General features: G+C 47.6%; 20 protein-coding genes, 1 other RNA gene and 1 pseudogene. 11 read left to right on the top strand and 11 right to left on the bottom strand.

Going from position 1 to position 17844, the window contains the following annotated elements; all coding sequences use genetic code 11:
• A partial coding sequence (locus ACTVJH_RS13750; protein WP_455991821.1) for a S16 family serine protease occupies window positions 1-305 on the top strand: 305 nt, incomplete at its 5' end.
• 186 nt (window positions 306-491) lie between these two features.
• Entirely contained in the window at window positions 492-1145 is a 654-nt protein-coding gene (locus ACTVJH_RS13745; RefSeq protein WP_455991818.1) for a hypothetical protein, read from the top strand.
• Window positions 1146-1329: 184 nt separating this feature from the next.
• On the opposite strand, the gene ACTVJH_RS13740 is transcribed toward ACTVJH_RS13745, so the two are convergent.
• Genes ACTVJH_RS13740 through ACTVJH_RS13730 form a run of 3 tightly spaced genes read right to left on the bottom strand, consistent with a single transcriptional unit; the run spans window position 1330 to window position 3317 of the window.
• Window positions 1330-1872 (bottom strand): hypothetical protein, encoded by a 543-nt coding sequence (locus ACTVJH_RS13740; protein ID WP_455991815.1) that lies wholly within the window; start codon window positions 1870-1872, stop codon window positions 1330-1332.
• 18 nt (window positions 1873-1890) lie between these two features.
• Window positions 1891-2322, bottom strand: coding sequence for a hypothetical protein (locus ACTVJH_RS13735; protein WP_455991812.1), 432 nt, complete (start codon window positions 2320-2322; stop codon window positions 1891-1893).
• Window positions 2323-2333: 11 nt separating this feature from the next.
• Window positions 2334-3317 carry a hypothetical protein gene (locus ACTVJH_RS13730; protein WP_455991809.1) on the bottom strand — a complete coding sequence of 328 codons (984 nt, stop codon included), beginning with the start codon at window positions 3315-3317 and terminating at the stop codon, window positions 2334-2336.
• A gap of 562 nt (window positions 3318-3879) precedes the next feature.
• On the opposite strand from ACTVJH_RS13730, the gene ACTVJH_RS13725 reads away from it, so the two are divergent.
• From ACTVJH_RS13725 to ssrA, 3 genes are all read left to right on the top strand, one after another.
• The gene (locus ACTVJH_RS13725; protein WP_455991806.1) at window positions 3880-4398 is read left to right on the top strand and encodes a hypothetical protein; all 519 of its coding nucleotides are present in this window, start codon (window positions 3880-3882) and stop codon (window positions 4396-4398) included.
• Window positions 4395-5054, top strand: coding sequence for a hypothetical protein (locus ACTVJH_RS13720; RefSeq protein WP_455991803.1), 660 nt, complete (start codon window positions 4395-4397; stop codon window positions 5052-5054). Before ACTVJH_RS13725 ends, ACTVJH_RS13720 begins: the two co-directional genes overlap by 4 nt.
• Before the next feature lie 579 nt (window positions 5055-5633).
• Window positions 5634-6022: a transfer-messenger RNA gene (gene ssrA, locus ACTVJH_RS13715) on the top strand.
• 422 nt (window positions 6023-6444) lie between these two features.
• On the opposite strand, the gene ACTVJH_RS13710 is transcribed toward ssrA, so the two are convergent.
• The 4 genes from ACTVJH_RS13710 to ACTVJH_RS13695 are packed head-to-tail and all read right to left on the bottom strand — an operon-like array spanning window position 6445 to window position 9230.
• On the bottom strand, window positions 6445-6864 hold the full coding sequence (locus ACTVJH_RS13710) for a hypothetical protein (RefSeq protein ID WP_455991801.1): 420 nt from the start codon (window positions 6862-6864) through the stop codon (window positions 6445-6447).
• Window positions 6864-8447, bottom strand: a complete 1584-nt coding sequence (locus ACTVJH_RS13705) for a recombinase family protein (protein WP_455991798.1) — start codon at window positions 8445-8447, stop codon at window positions 6864-6866. Before ACTVJH_RS13705 ends, ACTVJH_RS13710 begins: the two co-directional genes overlap by 1 nt.
• Window positions 8440-8946: a DUF2924 domain-containing protein gene (locus tag ACTVJH_RS13700; protein WP_455991795.1), complete on the bottom strand. Its 507-nt coding sequence runs from the start codon at window positions 8944-8946 to the stop codon at window positions 8440-8442. The genes ACTVJH_RS13705 and ACTVJH_RS13700 overlap by 8 nt, the downstream gene beginning before the upstream one ends.
• Before the next feature lie 20 nt (window positions 8947-8966).
• A complete protein-coding gene (locus ACTVJH_RS13695) occupies window positions 8967-9230 on the bottom strand; it encodes a hypothetical protein (RefSeq protein ID WP_455991792.1) in 264 nt (87 codons plus the stop codon).
• A 133-nt stretch (window positions 9231-9363) separates the two neighbouring features.
• Between ACTVJH_RS13695 and ACTVJH_RS13690 the strand changes: the two genes are divergently transcribed.
• Window positions 9364-9777: a LexA family protein gene (locus ACTVJH_RS13690; RefSeq protein ID WP_455991789.1), complete on the top strand. Its 414-nt coding sequence runs from the start codon at window positions 9364-9366 to the stop codon at window positions 9775-9777.
• 9 nt (window positions 9778-9786) lie between these two features.
• Entirely contained in the window at window positions 9787-10353 is a 567-nt protein-coding gene (locus ACTVJH_RS13685) for a hypothetical protein (protein ID WP_455991786.1), read from the top strand.
• Window positions 10354-10371: 18 nt separating this feature from the next.
• On the opposite strand, the gene ACTVJH_RS13680 is transcribed toward ACTVJH_RS13685, so the two are convergent.
• From ACTVJH_RS13680 to ACTVJH_RS13665, 4 genes and pseudogenes are all read right to left on the bottom strand, one after another.
• Window positions 10372-11241 (bottom strand): IS4 family transposase, encoded by an 870-nt coding sequence (locus ACTVJH_RS13680; protein ID WP_455991784.1) that lies wholly within the window; start codon window positions 11239-11241, stop codon window positions 10372-10374.
• A 21-nt stretch (window positions 11242-11262) separates the two neighbouring features.
• Window positions 11263-12033: an IS21-like element helper ATPase IstB gene (istB, locus tag ACTVJH_RS13675; protein ID WP_455991782.1), complete on the bottom strand. Its 771-nt coding sequence runs from the start codon at window positions 12031-12033 to the stop codon at window positions 11263-11265.
• A gap of 10 nt (window positions 12034-12043) precedes the next feature.
• Complete coding sequence (gene istA / locus ACTVJH_RS13670) at window positions 12044-13342, bottom strand: IS21 family transposase (protein ID WP_455991779.1); 1299 nt, start codon at window positions 13340-13342, stop codon at window positions 12044-12046.
• Between the two features lie 74 nt (window positions 13343-13416).
• Window positions 13417-13959: pseudogene (locus ACTVJH_RS13665) on the bottom strand (transposase); the annotation flags it as partial.
• 114 nt (window positions 13960-14073) lie between these two features.
• Between ACTVJH_RS13665 and ACTVJH_RS13660 the strand changes: the two are divergent.
• The 4 genes from ACTVJH_RS13660 to ACTVJH_RS13645 all read left to right on the top strand — a co-directional run bounded on the left by ACTVJH_RS13660 (window position 14074) and on the right by ACTVJH_RS13645 (window position 17739).
• Window positions 14074-14349: a hypothetical protein gene (locus tag ACTVJH_RS13660; RefSeq protein WP_455991777.1), complete on the top strand. Its 276-nt coding sequence runs from the start codon at window positions 14074-14076 to the stop codon at window positions 14347-14349.
• The gene (locus ACTVJH_RS13655) at window positions 14339-16441 is read left to right on the top strand and encodes a 7-cyano-7-deazaguanine synthase (RefSeq protein ID WP_455991774.1); all 2103 of its coding nucleotides are present in this window, start codon (window positions 14339-14341) and stop codon (window positions 16439-16441) included. The genes ACTVJH_RS13660 and ACTVJH_RS13655 overlap by 11 nt, the downstream gene beginning before the upstream one ends.
• 171 nt (window positions 16442-16612) lie before the next feature.
• On the top strand, window positions 16613-16939 hold the full coding sequence (locus tag ACTVJH_RS13650; RefSeq protein WP_455991771.1) for a hypothetical protein: 327 nt from the start codon (window positions 16613-16615) through the stop codon (window positions 16937-16939).
• Between the two features lie 215 nt (window positions 16940-17154).
• Window positions 17155-17739, top strand: a complete 585-nt coding sequence (locus ACTVJH_RS13645) for a sigma-70 family RNA polymerase sigma factor (protein ID WP_028315207.1) — start codon at window positions 17155-17157, stop codon at window positions 17737-17739.
• The last annotated feature ends 105 nt before the right edge of the window (window positions 17740-17844 follow it).

The following is a 17844-nucleotide window of genomic DNA, read 5'->3' as shown; positions in this document are numbered from 1 at the left end:
CGGCCAAATCAGGTTCCAAGACCGGAGTGGCATGTCTCATTGCACTCTGCACGGCCATGCTCAAAAAAACGGTACGAGGCGGCCTGATCATCACCGGAGAAATCAACCTGGGCGGGTCCATCGAACCAATCCACAACGCGGTCACCGTAGCTGAGATCGCCGTTGAAAAGGGCGCAACCGCCCTGCTCATGCCAGTGACCTGTCGTAAACAACTCTTCGACCTGTCTGACGATATGGCTACCAAGGTGGATATCCAGTTTTATTCAGATGCCAGAGATGCGTTGCTCAAAGCGGTGATGGAGTGAAGACACGGTTATAAAGTGAAGAAATTCAGCAATTCGACAAATTCGCATTTTCGGCACATGCATTTGAACCTGTCAAATCTAAGATATTGCATTTGATTTGCTAAAAAATTATTAGATTGTGTCCAAGATTTACGCAGACTTTGCGTAAGTCTTGCTTTTTCAATCAGCTAGTTACTGGAGTAGCACATGTATCACGTTCGAAACCTCACCCTCCTTCTATCAACAAGTGTGCTGTTTTTCATCACCCTTGTTGGATGCAATAAAGCCCAAACGGCATCTTCGGTTGCAGAACCTCCGAAAAATGAAACCTATTTTATTGAAGTTACCGATTACACGAAATTTTTTGCCGAATCGAGCATTATTGAAAAAGCCAGAACGACTCTGAAAGAGAAGCATCTTGTAGAAAGCCAAAACCTGCAAACTGCCGATTGGCCAATCCGAATCCGGCTTACAAGTTCACTTGTTGAGCAAATGAGACACAAAAGACCAGGTCGTACTCCTTTCTATAATAATGATACACTTGGTGTACTGATAAATGCATTCTGTTTTTTGGGATGGGCTACAATGGAAGTCGGCAAAGGGGCTATCAATGCAGGAACTCCGGATACCGTTGTCAATATGAGGGTGAACATGATTGATACAAATGGCACAGTTTTACGTATCAAGAACGATATTCTTCTATACACCCAAGATTTTGATAAAATTAAGGAAAATATCGCACGTGAGGCAGTAAACAAAATTGCGGAACACATTGAAACGATTCGAGAATGCAAGCCCATTGAAAATGCAGTCGAAGAAACCAATGAATACGCATTAAAAATGATTCAACATAAAACATAAAGTGATATCTTGTACACAATTTATTCCGTTGTATTATTTTGAAAATAAGGAAGGCCTGTTAGTTCACTCGATATATCAGGCCTATTTCGTAGTGTGGTAAGATAAGTATGTTTTGATATCTTATTGCTCTGAGAATATTCCAAAGCTTTATTGTATCTGAGCATAGGGTTACCATATATCATCATCAAGCAGTTGAAATTGCAAAACAATTAAATGCATGTTTCATTAATTTCTCCACGAAATACATATCATATAAATCATAATAATCTAACACTTCAAAGCTATCGATATCATTTTTTTCTGAATGAATTGGTCTCCCGGAAAAATTTACTTCTATAGTATCTTTATATTTTTTACTTACAGACATATTAGATCTATAACAATATTCAATATCATTAAAAAATCCTTTCACATTATACCAATAACATGCACGATAATTATCATTAAATCTATAATAGTACTCACTAGCTGCTCTGCGAATAGACTGAACTACATAATACGCATATTCTCCATAAATAAAAATCTCAGGATTGGAAATAAATGTTATGCAAGGAGATTTTTTAACAATTTTTGTTGTTGTGCTGAAATTGATTTTATGTGAGTAATGACGGTAAAATTCGTAGTAAAATGCACACAGTATTTTGAAATTTCCAAAACTTCCGACAAATTGGTTTTTTATTTCTGATTTTCCAATAAGATCTACAGTAAAATCATTATCTTCAGCCATCTGTATCTCCCCAATTAATTATTCGTTTATTACATGATTAAATATTATATTAACGAAATAATCTAATCTTTTTATTTTGTAATAGTCTAAACATACAAAATATTTTGGGTCTACATCCTCAATAATTGCTCGATGTTGTAAACAACTTTCAATCCACTCTCTAACTATGGAAATAACCAAAAGACTTTCCTTGTTAATATACAAATGACAAGCATGATAAAATCCCATTTTGTAAATTTTTTTACTGAGCTTACCTTTGTAATACGAGTCTATTAGTGATTTAAACGATGAAATAACTAAAGCATTATCTATCCTATAACCAAAAAAAGTTGCTTCGATCTTTATTTTTTTCTCAAACCTCTTGTCCTCTCTAAAATTACTTGGTCGATCAATCACCCATCCACTTTCATCAGTTGTCGTTAGCTCTAAACCGTCACACTTTACGTACATATCACGCCTTCTTACAAGTAATGCATCGTAATTGATGCTCTTTCATGTCCCATTTCCCAGGAAATTTGTTGGATCGCCTGCTCGTGACACAGATCGGCTACTTCGCCAGTTAACTCTGCATACCTGTTCTGCGCGAAACAATAGCGAAAATCATGCGTACCTCTGTTCGATTCTCCAGTCATTTTCGCTGCTGCAGCGATGTGGGCCATATATGATTTTTGGGGGATTGACAGTTGGCCTCGTCCTTTTTCAACTTCATTTCGCAATAATTGAAAGGTATCCGGTAAAATAAAAATATCCCGAGGCTTTCCTCCTTTGGTATCAACAAGATGAACCTTTCCCTTTGGTTTTTTGGTGATAGGATCTTTGCTCATACCGCAAATTTGTGATCGCTTGACCAGAACTGCCTCGCGTAATCTCGCCCCACCTTCCAATTGTATCTTTGCTACAATCTTACTTTTAAAATTTTCAACTGCGTTAATCACTCCAGCAGGATCAATATATCCTCCCTTTTTGTATCTCAAAGACAATATTTTTTTTGCTAACGGCCTCAAACTATTTATCGCTATCCTAAAATCAGAATAATTTCTTTTTATTCCATATTTTTTTGAAAACAGATCTAATGCATTTTGCAGCTTTCCTAAATGAGCAGCCTCTTTCTTCCATGTGTTTAGCGAAATTCGATCATCAATTCGTTTTTCTAGATAACTGACAACGTGATCGGCATTGAGAGTAGTCATATCTTTTATTCCTAATCTTCTTTTTGCGTATCTCCCGAACAAATGCCACGTATCTTTGTAATCCTGTGCACTTGAATAAGAGTATATATTTGAGAGCCGTGAAATATTTTGCGATGTTCCAGGTTTATTGTCTGAGCTCAATATATCACGTGCGCAATTTTTATCTTTGTGTCTGCTTGTTCCAGGCACAAAGATTTTCGATTCCAGGAATATCTGGTTCAGCTGATGATCCACACTTCCGCGCAACTCCTTCATTCCTTTCCATATCCTCCCAGAAATCCTCGAATGATCCTCAAAAACGCCTTCCCTTCTAAACTTCCTTGGTAAGTCGGCCCGTTTTTTATTTATCTCCACCTGAGTGGACCGAAGAACGTTACTCCGGTTGCAGATTTTCGCTCCCCGGCTAGAACCGAAGAGCGGGGCACTGGAGCCTCATCCTGCTTTTCAGCCCGTTCGGATGCCGAATCGAACTGATGGCAACTGCGCTTGCCAGTCCTCGCCTATTTATGTCGGCCTGACGGAAGGCTTATCCTCGAAAATGCCACTTAAATTGAGCATCCAGATCGGCTCGAGGCATACCGGCGTACCCAAATGAGTACAGCTGCAATAATCTTGCAATGATCGATATATACGGCTCTAAAAAAAATAATGCAAGTTTTTTTTGAGTATTTTTTCTGTTACCTTCTCATTTTTTTCCTTTACTGCAGACAAATATTATCTTATTTATCGCTTGATGGTTCTTACAAAACACATTTTAGGTCACATACTACAGGTCACATTTCAGGTCACAAATTTTTATACATTCAGGAGATGAGATATGATTAATGCATTCAAGAGCAGTGATGCAGGTATTGCATTCAAAAGAATGTCTAAAGATGATATTGAAAAATCATTCCAATGGCTGCTGAGACAATCTCCCGAAATTGGCACCATGGTTCTTAAGCGATTTGAAAACAACCAGACTGATTCTCATCAATCTCAGATGGAACTGTCGGAGACAATTGCGCGAGTCATAAACCAAGTGCGCAAGGAAATCAGACTGGGGACCCAGAGAAAAAATCCCAATAGGGATCTTGAAAGATTGTCGGATATCCACAAAATGAGACTTGCAAAAATTCGTCAAAATTTTCGCAAAAAAGGAAAGCCCAAGCTCCAAACAATCAGACGACATTTCGACATGATCATGAAACTCAGGTCAGAGAAGGTAAGCTGGAGGGATATTGCAGAATATCTGGCGAGATATTGTGAAGTTAACGTGTCATACAGTTATTTAAGACGGGGGTGCAACGAGATCCTTGAGGTTCGAGCCGCCCGCAATAACGAGACATCCAAATGAAAAATTTGTTGTTTCTCATTGCCCTTTTCCTTGTCGGATCATTTTTAATCACAATATATTCATTTTGGGCATTGGGATATTTTTTTGCACCTGAACATTATGATTTCATACCAAGATGTCTTTTCACAATGGGCTATTTTTTAACTTCAAAATGGATGCTTAAATCTTATATTTACCTTATTTTATTCATCGTAATCACTCCAATCACCATAAGTCTATCGTTTAGTTTATATCAAAAATTGCAATTAAGAAATGCAAGAATGGTAGATCAGGAAATAATCAACTTGAAAAAAAATCTTACAACAAAGATTGAGGAAAAAGAAAATGAAATTCAAAAAACCATATTAAAAAAGCGTGATATGGATTATTACATTGAAAATGAGGTAAACCGTCTTTACAAAGATAAACAGCTTGAGTTTTCTCTATGTGAATATGAGATAGAACAAAAGCGTAACCAACTTATCCAAAAAGAAGAACATATTAATACCAAAATGCAAAAAATAAATGCATATCTTGAAGAAATAAAGGGCCTGCAGAACCAGATTTCCATCAAAGACAAAAAAATCGCTGAATTCAGGGGTACAGCAAAAAAATCCATCCAACTGATTAAAGAGGGCAACCTCGGATTCTGTTTGAGAATTTTGAAGAAAATCTAACTGTAATTTTCTTACATTTCATAGATTACTCATTTCACTCGCTCAAGCCTTCCGATATGAAATTTCAGAGTCAAACGCAGATCGTGACACCACAAGCCTCTCCTATCCAGACTAAACGCTCCATCAATCTATCCATTACTTCCATTTCTCTCCACTCATCCTCGCCCCACCGTGTCTGAAAAGTTAGTACTTCATCTGAGATTTACCTAAGGCGGCCGATCGAGAACCGATTCTGCAAGAGGCAATGTGTTGATTGCTGTCCAAGACGATTCCTCAAGCCTTACAAAATGAGGTGATGACATATTTACAAAAAATATGGGGCAACATTAGGGGCAACATTTTAATAAAATAAAATTAAATGATTAAAAACAAATAGGTTAACAAATAAGTTCGACAGTCACCCTCTCCGCCATACAATCAAAGGGGCTGCATCAAACCGATGCAGCCCCTTTTTTTCCCGTTGATTCCTCTGGTGATTTTGAAACAGGGGATCAGAAAACAGGCAGTCGGAACATTTCATCAAATAACCCCTTGCCAAACCGGATCCATGCGTTATAAATAAACCACTGTTCTTTGAAAGGGGGCGCACTGGTTTCGACGGGGATTGTCGAGGCCGGGGTCGCAGGTCGAGGTGCTGTGAGGTCCTCGTTAAACACACAGCAAACCATTAATTGCCAACAACGACAATTACGCTTACGCAATGGCTGCTTAGTAGCCGTTCGTAACACTGGCAGCTTCGGCTGCCACGTCCCGCCGGCTGATGCCTGATACGCCGAACGGGGCGCCATCTCATCAGGCTGGTTGTCGGTTCACGTCTTAGGGACCGCCAACAAGACTTTACTCAGACTGGATTTCAGGACGCCGGGGCAGGGGCCCGCCCGAAATCGAGATTAAAACCTGTCCTAAGCCTGTAGAAGCTCCGAGCCATGCATTTTCGGACGCGGGTTCGATTCCCGCCGCCTCCACCATTTTTATGGTGACAACCCGTCTCTCCAGAGTAATCCTCTGGGTAGACGGGTTTTCTTTTTCCCCTTGTATTCAAAGGGTTTCGGACGTTTTGACATCTTTCCGGAACCTCTCTCTATCCACCAGATTCTCTCCATTCTCCCCACGTTCATTCTCTGTTTGGGGCGGTATTCTCTGTTTTCTTCGGACAGGGTCCGACACGCGTCCTGTTACAGATATCCTTTCAGATTAAGCATTTAGCCGAATGACGGTGTTTTGCGGTTGTGTTAAGGCATCAAATGGTCGGGTCAAACCACCCGTTTTCACAAACCAAAAGTCTCTCGCAGGTTTCGGGAAGTGATATTTATTCGGATTTCTCATAATGTGCATAAAAACAGCCGACACGAAGGTCGGCTGTTGAGGGTGGTGGTTTGTGGAAGATCGATCAGCAAAATCCAAAGAATGTTCGCTGCTCTCTCCAGTCGAGCGGGAATGTTTTCACCAGCTTTGAAAGTGATAATCCGCTGGGCTCTTCACCGTTAATAATGGCTTCGACAATGTCCGGAGCGAGCGTGGTCAGCTTCAGGGTTCGGGCCACATAGGATGAGTCCACATCGAGATCCCTTGCCAGTTCGCTGATGGACTTTATCTCACCGCTCTCAAGTATGTCCGCCCATGAAAAGGCTCTGGCCAGCGACTGGACAATGGCCGTCTGCACCGTTTCCGGCATACCTTCGTTTTCACCGTCCAGCGTATCCGGCGTGAACACCATTTTGCGACCACGCATTCTTCGGATGAACATGGGGATGTGGATGTGCAGATTCCCGCTGTCTGAAAGTTTGATGGTTGGTTTGATCTTTTCCATTAGCTGTTGCTCCTTTCCCTGACTTCACAAGCCAGACCGGCCAGCTCGGTGACAAGGTTTGTGAGGCCGTTGGTTTTCAGTTCCATGTCGATTCCCGTTTCCCGGATCTCGATGGTTTCCACCAGAAGCTGGATCAGCCGGTTGCGCTCGTGGGGGAACAGATCCTCCCAGAAGGTTTCCACACTCTGGAAGGCTTCGGATACATCACCTTCGGAAATCTGCTCCGTATCGATAACCCTCAATCGAGCTGATACGTTGGTGAGCTGCTTGGTCAAATCGACGGCCTGCTGATTGACCAAGGGAAGTCGGTTATTCCGGTCGGGATCATCATTATCAGGCGACATCAGTTTCAGTGCTTCCTGTCTGACGCTTTGAAGGGATTGTTCGAGCTCCTTTTTCTGGCTCTGCAGCCGTTCACGTTCCTCGGCCTCGATTTCTCTGGCGGCAAAGTAGGTCTTGGCCACCAAGGTCGGTGTTCTAAATACCGCTCCCAGCTGACCAAGCACCACCGACTCGATGTCTCCGGCAGGAACCCGCTTCAAGGGGCACCGGCTGACAGCGCGTTTGGTATCCTTTTCACATATATAATAGGAGTAGCGCCGGTCGCCCTTGTTGGTATAGGTGATGCCCATGGCACTGTCGCAGTGGCCACACCGGATCACGCCGCTCAAGGGCGAGACCATTTTCACCCGGGCCTTGCTCATCTTGGTGCGATTGTTTTCCGAGAGGAGCGCCTGAACCTTATCCCAAGTGTTCTGATCAATCAGGGCCTCATGCTCTGCCGGATAGTTTTTACCTTTGTAGGCAATCTCCCCGATATAGAGCCTGTTGTTGAGAAGGCGGTAGACCTGAGCCGTATTCCATTCGGTACCGATCCGCTCCTTGCCCTTCTTGGTGGTCCATGATTTGGTTTTGTACCCTTGCTCGTTCAATTCCTGCGCCACCTTCTTGGCTGATCCCACCTGTGTGTATCTCCGGAATATGAGTTTTATCAGCGGTGCCTCGCTCTGGTTGATCAGCAGCTTTTTGTTTTCCCGGTCCACGTCATAGCCGAGCACCGCTGGGCCGCCGCAGTATTTACCCCGACGCTTAGCAGCAGCGACCTTGTCCCGGATACGCTCGCCGATGACCTCTCGTTCGTACTGGGCAAAGGTAATCAGGATTCCCAGAAACATGCGTCCCGTCGAGTCGGTGGTGCTGAAGTGCTGGGTGACAGATACAAAGCTCACTTCCTTTTCATTGAAGAGCTCAATCATCTTCATGAAGTCCAGGAGGGAGCGGGACAATCGGTCGATCTTGTAAACGACGATGACATCGATCTTACCGGCATCGATATCCGCCAGCAGTCTCTGCAGTGCCGGACGTTCCATGGTTCCACCGGAAAAGCCGCCGTCATCATATCGGTAAGGGATGGCTTTCCATCCCTGCAGCTTCTGACTTTCGATGTAAGCTTCACCGGCCTCCCTCTGGGCATCGAGTGAATTGAACTCCTGATCCAGACCTTCCTCGTGGCTTTTGCGGGTATAGATGGCACAGCGGAGTGTTTTGCGCTGGCCGTTTTGAGTGTTGTTATTGTTAAGCATTCGGACCACCTTCCTTTTTTCTGTGACTGTTCTTCAGGCCGAAAAAGATCTTGCCGTTCCAGCGGGTGCCTGTGATTTCCCTCGCTATGGCGCTCAGAGACCTGAAGATGCGGCCGTCGTACTCAAAGCCACTTTCCCGGGCGATCACCTCATAGCGCTGGTCGTTCCAGATCCGGACAAATCGGGTGCCGGGCAGGATGGCCTCCTGTGATTTTCGTTCCTCCGGGATTTTGCGGATGACCGTTGCCACCGGATCGGTCTCGGCAACTTTCTTCAGGTGGGATTTGGCCTGCTCGGACAGGCCGCCGTAAAAGAGCTCCTGAATCCGGTGTGCCAGTCGTTTAACCAGAAACTGCTTCTTGTACTGGGGTGGCTCGGTTCCATAAAGGTCCAGCCACTTCTCTCTGAGCTGATCAAGGCTCATACTCTGGAGCGTTGCCAGTTGCCTCAACACCGAGGTCTTGGTCGGCTCCGTTTTTTTGTTTTTCAAGTCATTCATTTTCAACTCCTTATATTCGATTACAGGACTCGGTTGTCATGAATGACGCTCTTTCTGGCAGAAGAATCAAGTCCTTCTCCGAAGGTTCCGGAAGAATCTGCAACATTCTTTAAGTTATTGGCATTATTGGCCTTACGATACCGACTCCTGAGTGCTGCAATGGCCAGAATGGACGCAATAGCATCCAGCCGCTGCTCCGGTGTAATACCTTCAGCTTCCGGCAATTGGGCTTCAGTCAACTGGTTTGAATAAGGGTTTTCGGGTGCTAATTCCACATCAAGCATAAGGGCCTCCGTTGGGCCGGTGCCGATGAAGGAAGCTGCGGGCGCCAAAAACAAAAGGCGGTTGGGATGCGCGTTTTTCAGCACCCACAACCGCCTCTGCCTGGCATCCGGCCACTTGTCTGGTTTCTAACTCATGTCCGAAGCGAATCTTCGGAACTGTCGGAGGTTACTTACCGGGAGGGACTTCAATCCGTCGGAAATTTTATTTATTAGATTTCTTGACCTGATGGATATAAGGTCGTATATTTTTATGTCATTGATCGTCTCTTTGTCTCCAACTAAGCAAGGAATACATATGGGCCGAAGAAAAGAACGCGAAATTACACCATTACAACAGGAAACACTTGATGAAATATGCCGATACGTTTCGGCTAAAGGGTATCCGCCCACTATTAAGGAACTGAGTGATAAATTTGGAATTAGTCATGCAAGCATTCACGATAGGATAAATCAGTTAGTCAGGAAGGGGTTCCTGCAGAGAGAGGATCGCAAAGCCAGAAGTATCGTTGTGGTCAGGAATCCCAGAACTGATCTAAAAGGTAAATAGGAGTTACAAATGGGTCACGTAAGACTTGGCACTCTCCCAAGATCAAAAGCATGGAAAGAAGTGGTCGGGCTGATCACTGCAGGTGCGGACGTGGCCCAAATTGCAAATGCAACGATACGAGCTGCAGACAAAGCATTCTCGTTCGTTTTAAATGACGCTGGTTTTACTGAGGCGGTATGGTTGATGACTCAGCTTGCCATCGCAGGCAAAAAGGACACAGAAAACTTCAACAGACAATTACAAGCAGCAGGAGTCAATTTGCCGGAGAATACATCATTGCCGGACATCGCTGCTGCTATCACCGATGCCATGGATAAAAAACTGGAAGCTAATGGCAGTAATTCTGATTTGGGTGAAATGTCACAGCGGGCATTGGTTGGGGCTCTGGTTGAGCACATTTCACCAAAGCTGCCCACCCTCTTTACTCCAGAGGCAGATGACGTTAAGGCGGCGTTGGCATCACTTGGAAAAAAGAGAGAGTTTGGAGAGCTGTCGCGATCTTTCTTTGCAAAGCTAACAAATGAAAGCATGAATTATTTCCTCAACTTTCGCACCTGCTTGGGCGGCGTAACATAATGAAATCACATTGATCTTTTAAAATATACAGGCCGGTAGTAGCATCGGTCGTCGAAATATCGACGGGATTTTCATCATGAACGCCTCCAGAGCGGCCGCAACCGGCGCTGCGATTTCATCGCCGAACCTCTTGATCAGCTGCCGGAATGAATCCAGCAGCAAAGTCACGGCCTCGGCGAAACTGGCTTGCCGCAGCTCATCGCACCCAGCATGGAACAAAGTCCCCAGCGTTCTCGGATCCTTTGCCGAACGCCTGGCAAGTTCCAGCATGATGTAGCGGGCGAAAACAATCGTTGTATGGGCCACAAGCGCATCGTAACTGCGGCTCTGAAACTCTTTGGCTAATTGCAGATAGCTCTTTGAGATCTTGAAAAACACCTCGATGTCCCAACGGCGTTTGTAGAGCTTGACGATCTCTTCATCGGCAAGATCAACGTCGGTCGATAGCAGCGCCAGCCACTTCCTGGTGTTGCGGGCACGAACAAAAACGATCTTGGCCATGACGGCCCGATTGCGGGAATCCGTCCCCAGCTCCACCTGGGCCGAGGCCAGGATCTTCGCTCGGCCGCACCGCTTACGGACACTCTTGTACAGCTCTTTGAGGGTGAGATCGAAGCCTTTATAGCCGTATTTGGTCTTCGCCTCCTTGAGCATGCAGATGACCTGCTGCTTCTGTTCGAGCAAATCGATAATCGTCGCAGGAAAGGCAAACCAACTGTCGAACAGCAGATAATCGGCGCGGATGCCGCTCTCCCTGGCCTGCCTGACCAAGTCCTTGAGCACCTCCGGGGCCTTGCGCAGACTTTCAACTCGACGTTTGAACCCGGTGGTGCGCTTGTCGACGTCAGCCATGTCAATGGTCTTTGAAAATTCCCCCTTTTCGGTCATCGAAAAATTCCCCCCTCGGGGTTATTCCTTGACCGCCTGTTTGGACAGGAGGCCGGCTTTCAGTTTCTCCTTGAGGCGATAGCTCTCACCTTTGATGCTGATCGAGATCGCGTGGTGCAGCACCCGATCGAGGATGGCGCTGGCGATGACCTGATCGCCAAAGACCTCACCCCAGTTTGAGTAGGGCTGGTTGGAGGTCATAATCATGGCGCCCCGCTCGTAGCGGCGGGAAATGAGTTGAAAGAAGAGATTCGCTCCGAGTCGATCGATGGGGATGTAGCCGATCTCGTCGATGATCAGCAGCTTGGTTTGGCAATACAGCTTGAGCTTGTCCTCCAGGCGGTTTTCATGGTGGGCCCGGGCAAGACTGGCGATCAGGGCCTGGGCGCTGACAAAGAGCGTGCGGTAGCCGCGGCGGATCGCTTCGATCCCTAACCCCACCGCCAAGTGGGTTTTGCCGACCCCAGGCGGGCCGAGCAAAAGAATGTTTTCACCGTTGGCCACCCAGCGGCAACAGGACAGTTCCTTGATGCGTTTAGGATCGATCGAAGGCTGATAGGCGAAGTCGAAAGACTCCAGCGTCTTGACGAAGGGAAAGCGCGCCATGCGGGTGCCCATCTCGGTGCGCTTGTCCTGCTTGGACGCCAGTTCGGCCTCGATCAATTGGCGGAGAAACTCGTCATAGCCCCATTGCTGTTTGGCGGCATCCTGCAAATAGCCGTCGATCTGCTCGGAGAGTCGTTGCAGCTTCAGTTGCCTCAATCCTTCGGAGAGGTTTGTGAACTGGTCCATGGTCACCTCCCTATACCCCGGCAATCTGGTCATAGATCGCCAGATCCCGGAACATCACCTCTTCTGCGGGCCATTGCGGGTCAAAACGCGGCGGCTGGGCGAGGCGGCGCTCGCCAGGCTCAGGGAACAATCCCTGAAGATGGGCCGGGTCAACCCGGCGCTGCCCCCGACCTTCCAACTTGGGATGACAGGCGATCTGTTCACCGCGAAACAGCATCAGCACCTGCTGCCCGCGCACCTGGACTTCCACCGTTTCGCCCACATAACGCCAGGGGACCGAGTAGCGGTTACCCCCGAAACTCACCAGCATGTCGGAAGGAACTTGCCGGGTGATGACGGTTTCCAGCCGATAGGGCGGAACCGCACTGGTCTCCACCAGATTCTCATGGGCAAAACGTTCAATGGGCCGCTCCCCGGTCGTGCCGTGGATGCGCACGTCGGCGACATCCGTCAGCCACCGTTCCAACTCCCGGTTGAGATGCTCCAGGTTCAGGAACCGGCGCCCGGCCAGAAAGTTCCGCTTGAGATATTTGACGCCCGACTCCACCTTGCCTTTGGTGCGTGCCCGGTACGGTTGGCAGAACCGTGGACGATAACCATAATGCGTCACAAAGTCGGCAAAGGTCCCGTTCAGAATCACCTGGCCGGCTTCGCGCCCGAGCACGACGGTACGTGGGTTGTCATAGAGCAGTTCCCGGGGACGACCGCCAAACCAGGCAAAGGCCGCTTCGTGCCCGGCCAAAAAACTGGCCATTTTCTCGTCGACAAAACCTCGGGCAAAGGGGCGGCGGGAAAATCCAAGGGTCAGCATAAAAAAATGCACGCGAACTTTTTGGTCGCCAAGCCAGACGGCACTGCTGGCCCAGTCGACCTGCCCCTGCTGTCCCGGAGGCGTCTCGAAGCGAAGCGTAGCCTCGGCCATCTTGTGTTGCTCCGCCCGCAGAGGTCGGACAAAGCGCTTCAGGGTTTCATAGCCTCCTGGGTAGCCCTGCAGTTTTGCTTCCCGGAACAGCACCGAGGCGTTGAAATCAACCTCCGAGGCCCGGCTCTTGATCCAGTCTTCGAAGCCGGAAAGAACGGATCCGGTGACCGGTTCCCGATGATAGGGAGTCCACTGCTCTTGGCGCAAATACTTGCGCACGGTCTTAACATGAAGCCCCAAGGCTCTGGCGATGGCTTTTTTGGAAACTCCGTTTTCGAAGAGTTCGCGGATCGCCCCATACTTGTCTCTGTGGACCATTTCCCCCTCCAGCATAGAAGTTTGCTGAAGGGGATTGTGCAGAATCTGCTCGCTTTTGTCTTGGCTCATCGTGTTCTCCTGTGGTCAACAGGGGGAAAATTTTAGTGACCACAGGGGGGAATTTTTCCATGACCGATGACAGCCATGGGTGCCAGGCGGTTTTTCTTGTTGGCGGAACTGAGCAGGCTGAACGAGACCGGCAGATAGCTGGAACCGTCCGACCAGCCCAGGGTCAGCAGGCGGAAGCCGCGATAGTAGCGATTATCGTTATGGTCATGGACACGCGCCAGCAGTTCGACGTTCTTGCTCCGATTGCGGTTGTAGAGCGAGTCGTCGACGATCAATACCTTGTGCGTCTCTTTGGCCGTCAACGGCAAAAGCCTCTTGCTGAGCACCGTCGCGCAGAGCAAGTGAAGAAACTTGCGCCAGTTGGCGTTCGAGGAATTCAGAAAGCGGTACACGGAATCCTTGCCGATTTCCACCCCTGAGGATTCGGCTTGCAGATAGCGGAAGAGGTTCTTGCCGGTGAAGACCAGGCTGAAGATCATCCGCATCACCACGACCGGAGCGATGCCGCACTGTTTGACGATATTGCTTTGCCTCAGTAAGAGTGCGATGCGCTGATTATCAAAGAACGAAGTAATTTGGTTTTGACATGAAACAGTTTCTGCTACAATCTGGTCCAAAGCATCATCTCCTTGTTTGTATCAGGTTGTTTGGCGACGACCTATTTTACAACAAGAGATGATGCTTTTGTTTAATTATTTCAACATGTTAAACATTTTTCTCGTCTGCGAAAGTTGAGTTATTTCCTTTCGAAGACGCTGGCAACGCACCTTGGTGAAGGGCAGCGTTTTGCCACTATGAATGAAATGGGACAATTTGAGGCAGCTTTAAAAACGCACTGCAAAGAAGCGTCCTTGATAGTTGAACAGTTCTCAGCTGATTGGTTTTCTAAGCATAAATATGAAGAAGGCGGTGATATTTCACGGGAATCAACAAACGGCTTTGCCTCCTATGCACTAAAAAAAATGAAGGACGAATTAAAGGAAGGAGCAAGAGTCGATGCAGGATAAACGCTATGTTATTTGTGGTAACGCACCAATTAACGGAATTGAAGAAGATCCAAAGCGTGATTTGCGTCTTCGTCTCTGGGGAGCAGATGGACCGGATAAGATTACCTTACGCATTGAAGACATTCATAAAACAATGAGCAAAAATGTACCGGAGCTATTTCAAGATTTACTTGAAATAGCGACTTACGTGTACAGTGCGGATCAGGCCATTCCACGGGGAGCAGATGATGTTGATTCTTTTGGACATGGCTGGCGGAGAAACCTGCATTTTATAATTCCTGTAAGAAATCCCGATTTTTGGAGGGGGGAAAATATCCAATCTGCCCTAAGTTCGACCCTCGGATTTTTATCTGATGATAAATATCATTTTGAGTTCACCAAATCTGTAGGTGCTCCGGCGTTTCAAGGTTACTTGGATTTCAATGATGACGGACGTTTTCTTGGATATCCTGAACAAGTAGTGATGTTTTCAGGCGGACTTGATTCATTGGCAGGTGCTGTGGATGAAGTCTTAAATGAAAAGAGACGGGCCGTATTGGTTACACACAAGTCGACACCTAAACTCAACAAGCGTCATCGGAAGTTGGAGGAGATGATTGCCGAAAAAGCAGGGGAAAATGCACCATTTCATATTGGCGTTCGTGTTAATAAAAATAAAAGCCTGAACTACGAGTACACTCAGCGCAGTCGTTCTTTCTTGTATGTATCTATTGGTGCAACAATTGCCAAGATGCTGAACTTGAAAAGCGTGAAATTTTACGAAAATGGAGTCATTAGTTTAAATCTCCCAGTATGTGCTCAAGTAGTCGGCGGACGAGCAACAAGAACAACTCACCCCAAGGTAATACGTGGCTTTCAAGAGATTATCAGCATGGTGGCTGAAGAGCCATTTGTTATCGAAAATCCATATATATGGAAAACTAAAGCGGATATTATCAAGGTGATTACCCATGCCGGTTGTCAAGAAATGCTCCCAGCATCGACAACCTGCACTCATACATGGGAAATGACCAACAGTCATACCCATTGTGGTACTTGCTCTCAGTGTATTGACCGACGGATTGCAATGGTTGCAGCTGATGCTGATAAATTCGATGCTGTTGAAGCCTATAAGGCTGATATTTTCACACAAGGAAGAAGCAAAGATGAAGATAAGATTATGGCAGCGGCGTATTTGGAGCGGGCAAATCAAGTTCGAGGGCAAGATGATATTGCCCAGTTTATTGCCCGATACAGTGAAGTCAGCAGGGTCTTTCGTTATTTAGATGGAAATCCTGCCGGTGTAGCCCAAAAAGTTTATGATCTCTATAAGCGTCATGCTGAAGAAGTGTGCAATGCGATAGACACCATGGTTGGCCGCAATATTTCCGCCATTCGCCAGCGCATCTTGCCGGGAGACTGTTTACTTCGGACGGTCTATGAATCGGGATCGGTGCTCTCCGTCCCCGCCATTCCATTCGAGCAGAAACAGCCGGACAATTACTTCAGGAAGCGTGGGGGTGTCTGGGCAGCACGCTTTAACGGCAACGCCGAGGTGCTCGTGACAGGTGTCGATAAAGGAGCCGAATACATCAACTTCCTCCTTGCAAGACCTAACAAGGAAACCTCGGTCTACGAGATCGTCTGCGGGTTTGCCATTAATAGTTGCAACACGGTCCTAAATTCCAATGAAACTGACGAAGGTTTTCAAGTTACCCAAGGGGTCCCACTCGGTGATACGGGGTTCATTGCCGACCGCAAGGCCGTCGAGCAATACCGGGAGACGGCTCACGAGCTTTTCCACGAAATTGAACAAGCCCGCTCCGCAGGTGATACTGCTGAAATTCAGCGACTAGAAGACGAAATGACCAAGATCACCGCCGCAATTAATGAGGCAGTTGGCTTGGGTGGGAAACTTCGGAAATCGAACGACAAGCGAAAAAACATCCGTGACGCCTTCCGAAACGCCGTAAACCGGGCGATCAAGTATCTGGAAAAATACGATAAGCCGCTGGCTGCTCACCTGAAGGAATCCATCAAGTGCGGCAACGAGCCGGTCTACCGGACCGAAAAGGAGATTATTTGGGAAGTCCACCCGATAGTTAACGAGTGACCCGGGACCGCCCGGGAAGAAAAAATTAAATAAAATTTCCGCTACGCCAAATGTAGCCATTGCGACGCCGGATCTCGCGCCTTTTCCAATAAGGCGCGATCCGGCGTTTTTTTTTGGTCAGCACAACGTTGATCACCGGACGTGCCAGAACTTCAGAACAGGAGACTGGCAATGCAACAAGTCAACAAATCAGATCTTAACTCCCCCCAGCAAAAGCTCATCGAGCTGATGCAGCAAATCAACTTCGGGCGCATTTCCAACATACCGGTTGTGGCCGGAAATCCCGAACTCACCGCAGACACCATCATCGAGCGTGAAATCAAACTGGGCGGCCAGAACGGTAACCGTCCGGAGCTGGATAAGGATGACTTCACCCTGAAGCAGGAGGTGCTCGCTCTTATCGAACACCTGACCGGCATGGGTGATGGAATCATCCGGCATCTTGAAATCAAGCATGGGCTGCCATTCCTGATCCGCATCGAGGAACGGGCAGCATAACAAACTGAGAATTTAGACACTTCGACAACAAGCTGGACGCAAGGCGGAGGCTGTTGTGGGTGTCGCCGAGCCAAACCTGACCGTGTGTATTTAAGCACGGCAGGTGGCAGAAAAGGCGAACCTGCGACACTCCGCTTGTTGGATCAGCTCCTTCCTCTGTTTCCGGCCCGTGCCGACACCCACGCGGTGCTCCTCCTCGCTCCGAGGAGGACCAAATGTTTTATCGAAATTCCTATGACGGCATCGATGGCTATGCCGCAGACCTTATTCGGCACAAAGCAAGACAACTGGTGGGAAAAGCCGGACTGACAGAAGACGATCGGCAGGATCTCGAACAGGAACTGATGATCGATCTGCTGGGCAGGATGAAGCACTTCAACCCAGCCAAAGGCAAAAAGACAACCTTCATGACCCGCATTGTTGAGCGGCGGATTTCAACCATTCTGGAAGCCCGCTTCGCGCAATGCCGGGACTGGCGCAAATGCACAGCCTCTCTCAACGATCCCATTCCGGGCGGAGATAACGACTCCGCTGAGCGTATCGAGCAGGTCTGCAGTGATGGGCAGATGGGACATCACGGCCGGGATACCAACGAGCAACGCCAGAACGACATCCGCTTCGATCTCGAACGGGTCATTGCTGCCCTGCCGGAAGACCTTCAGGACCTCTGCGAAAAACTGCAGTCGAGCAACATGGCTGAAATCGCAAGGGAGATGGGCGTTCCGCGCAGCACCCTCTACGGGAAACTGACCAAGCTGCGGGACGCATTCCGGGATGGTGGATTGGAAGAATACCTCTGATCGACCGACGCATCGCCCGGGGTTCCGGTAAGTAAGCATCGTGCCGCATGAAGCGGACGACCGGGGCCTCGGTAAACAGAAAACCTGCAAAACAACAGGAGATTA

The organism is Desulfoplanes sp. PS50 (assembly GCF_053851535.1).
Note: the sequence above shows the minus strand (reverse complement) of the source record. Positions and strands in the feature narration are given on the sequence as shown.

Excerpts from the sequence above, each read along its gene's own strand:
- ACTVJH_RS13745 (WP_455991818.1), top strand. The coding sequence starts at position 492 with ATGTATCACGTTCGAAACCTCACCCTCCTTCTATCAACAAGTGTGCTG.
- ACTVJH_RS13740 (WP_455991815.1), bottom strand. The coding sequence starts at position 1,872 with ATGGCTGAAGATAATGATTTTACTGTAGATCTTATTGGAAAATCAGAA.
- ACTVJH_RS13735 (WP_455991812.1), bottom strand. The coding sequence starts at position 2,322 with ATGTACGTAAAGTGTGACGGTTTAGAGCTAACGACAACTGATGAAAGT.
- ACTVJH_RS13730 (WP_455991809.1), bottom strand. The coding sequence starts at position 3,317 with ATGAAGGAGTTGCGCGGAAGTGTGGATCATCAGCTGAACCAGATATTC.
- ACTVJH_RS13725 (WP_455991806.1), top strand. The coding sequence starts at position 3,880 with ATGATTAATGCATTCAAGAGCAGTGATGCAGGTATTGCATTCAAAAGA.
- ACTVJH_RS13720 (WP_455991803.1), top strand. The coding sequence starts at position 4,395 with ATGAAAAATTTGTTGTTTCTCATTGCCCTTTTCCTTGTCGGATCATTT.
- ACTVJH_RS13710 (WP_455991801.1), bottom strand. The coding sequence starts at position 6,864 with ATGGAAAAGATCAAACCAACCATCAAACTTTCAGACAGCGGGAATCTG.
- ACTVJH_RS13705 (WP_455991798.1), bottom strand. The coding sequence starts at position 8,447 with ATGCTTAACAATAACAACACTCAAAACGGCCAGCGCAAAACACTCCGC.
- ACTVJH_RS13700 (WP_455991795.1), bottom strand. The coding sequence starts at position 8,946 with ATGAATGACTTGAAAAACAAAAAAACGGAGCCGACCAAGACCTCGGTG.
- ACTVJH_RS13695 (WP_455991792.1), bottom strand. The coding sequence starts at position 9,230 with ATGCTTGATGTGGAATTAGCACCCGAAAACCCTTATTCAAACCAGTTG.
- ACTVJH_RS13690 (WP_455991789.1), top strand. The coding sequence starts at position 9,364 with ATGTCCGAAGCGAATCTTCGGAACTGTCGGAGGTTACTTACCGGGAGG.
- ACTVJH_RS13685 (WP_455991786.1), top strand. The coding sequence starts at position 9,787 with ATGGGTCACGTAAGACTTGGCACTCTCCCAAGATCAAAAGCATGGAAA.
- ACTVJH_RS13680 (WP_455991784.1), bottom strand. The coding sequence starts at position 11,241 with ATGACCGAAAAGGGGGAATTTTCAAAGACCATTGACATGGCTGACGTC.
- istB (WP_455991782.1), bottom strand. The coding sequence starts at position 12,033 with ATGGACCAGTTCACAAACCTCTCCGAAGGATTGAGGCAACTGAAGCTG.
- istA (WP_455991779.1), bottom strand. The coding sequence starts at position 13,342 with ATGAGCCAAGACAAAAGCGAGCAGATTCTGCACAATCCCCTTCAGCAA.
- ACTVJH_RS13655 (WP_455991774.1), top strand. The coding sequence starts at position 14,339 with ATGCAGGATAAACGCTATGTTATTTGTGGTAACGCACCAATTAACGGA.
- ACTVJH_RS13650 (WP_455991771.1), top strand. The coding sequence starts at position 16,613 with ATGCAACAAGTCAACAAATCAGATCTTAACTCCCCCCAGCAAAAGCTC.
- ACTVJH_RS13645 (WP_028315207.1), top strand. The coding sequence starts at position 17,155 with ATGTTTTATCGAAATTCCTATGACGGCATCGATGGCTATGCCGCAGAC.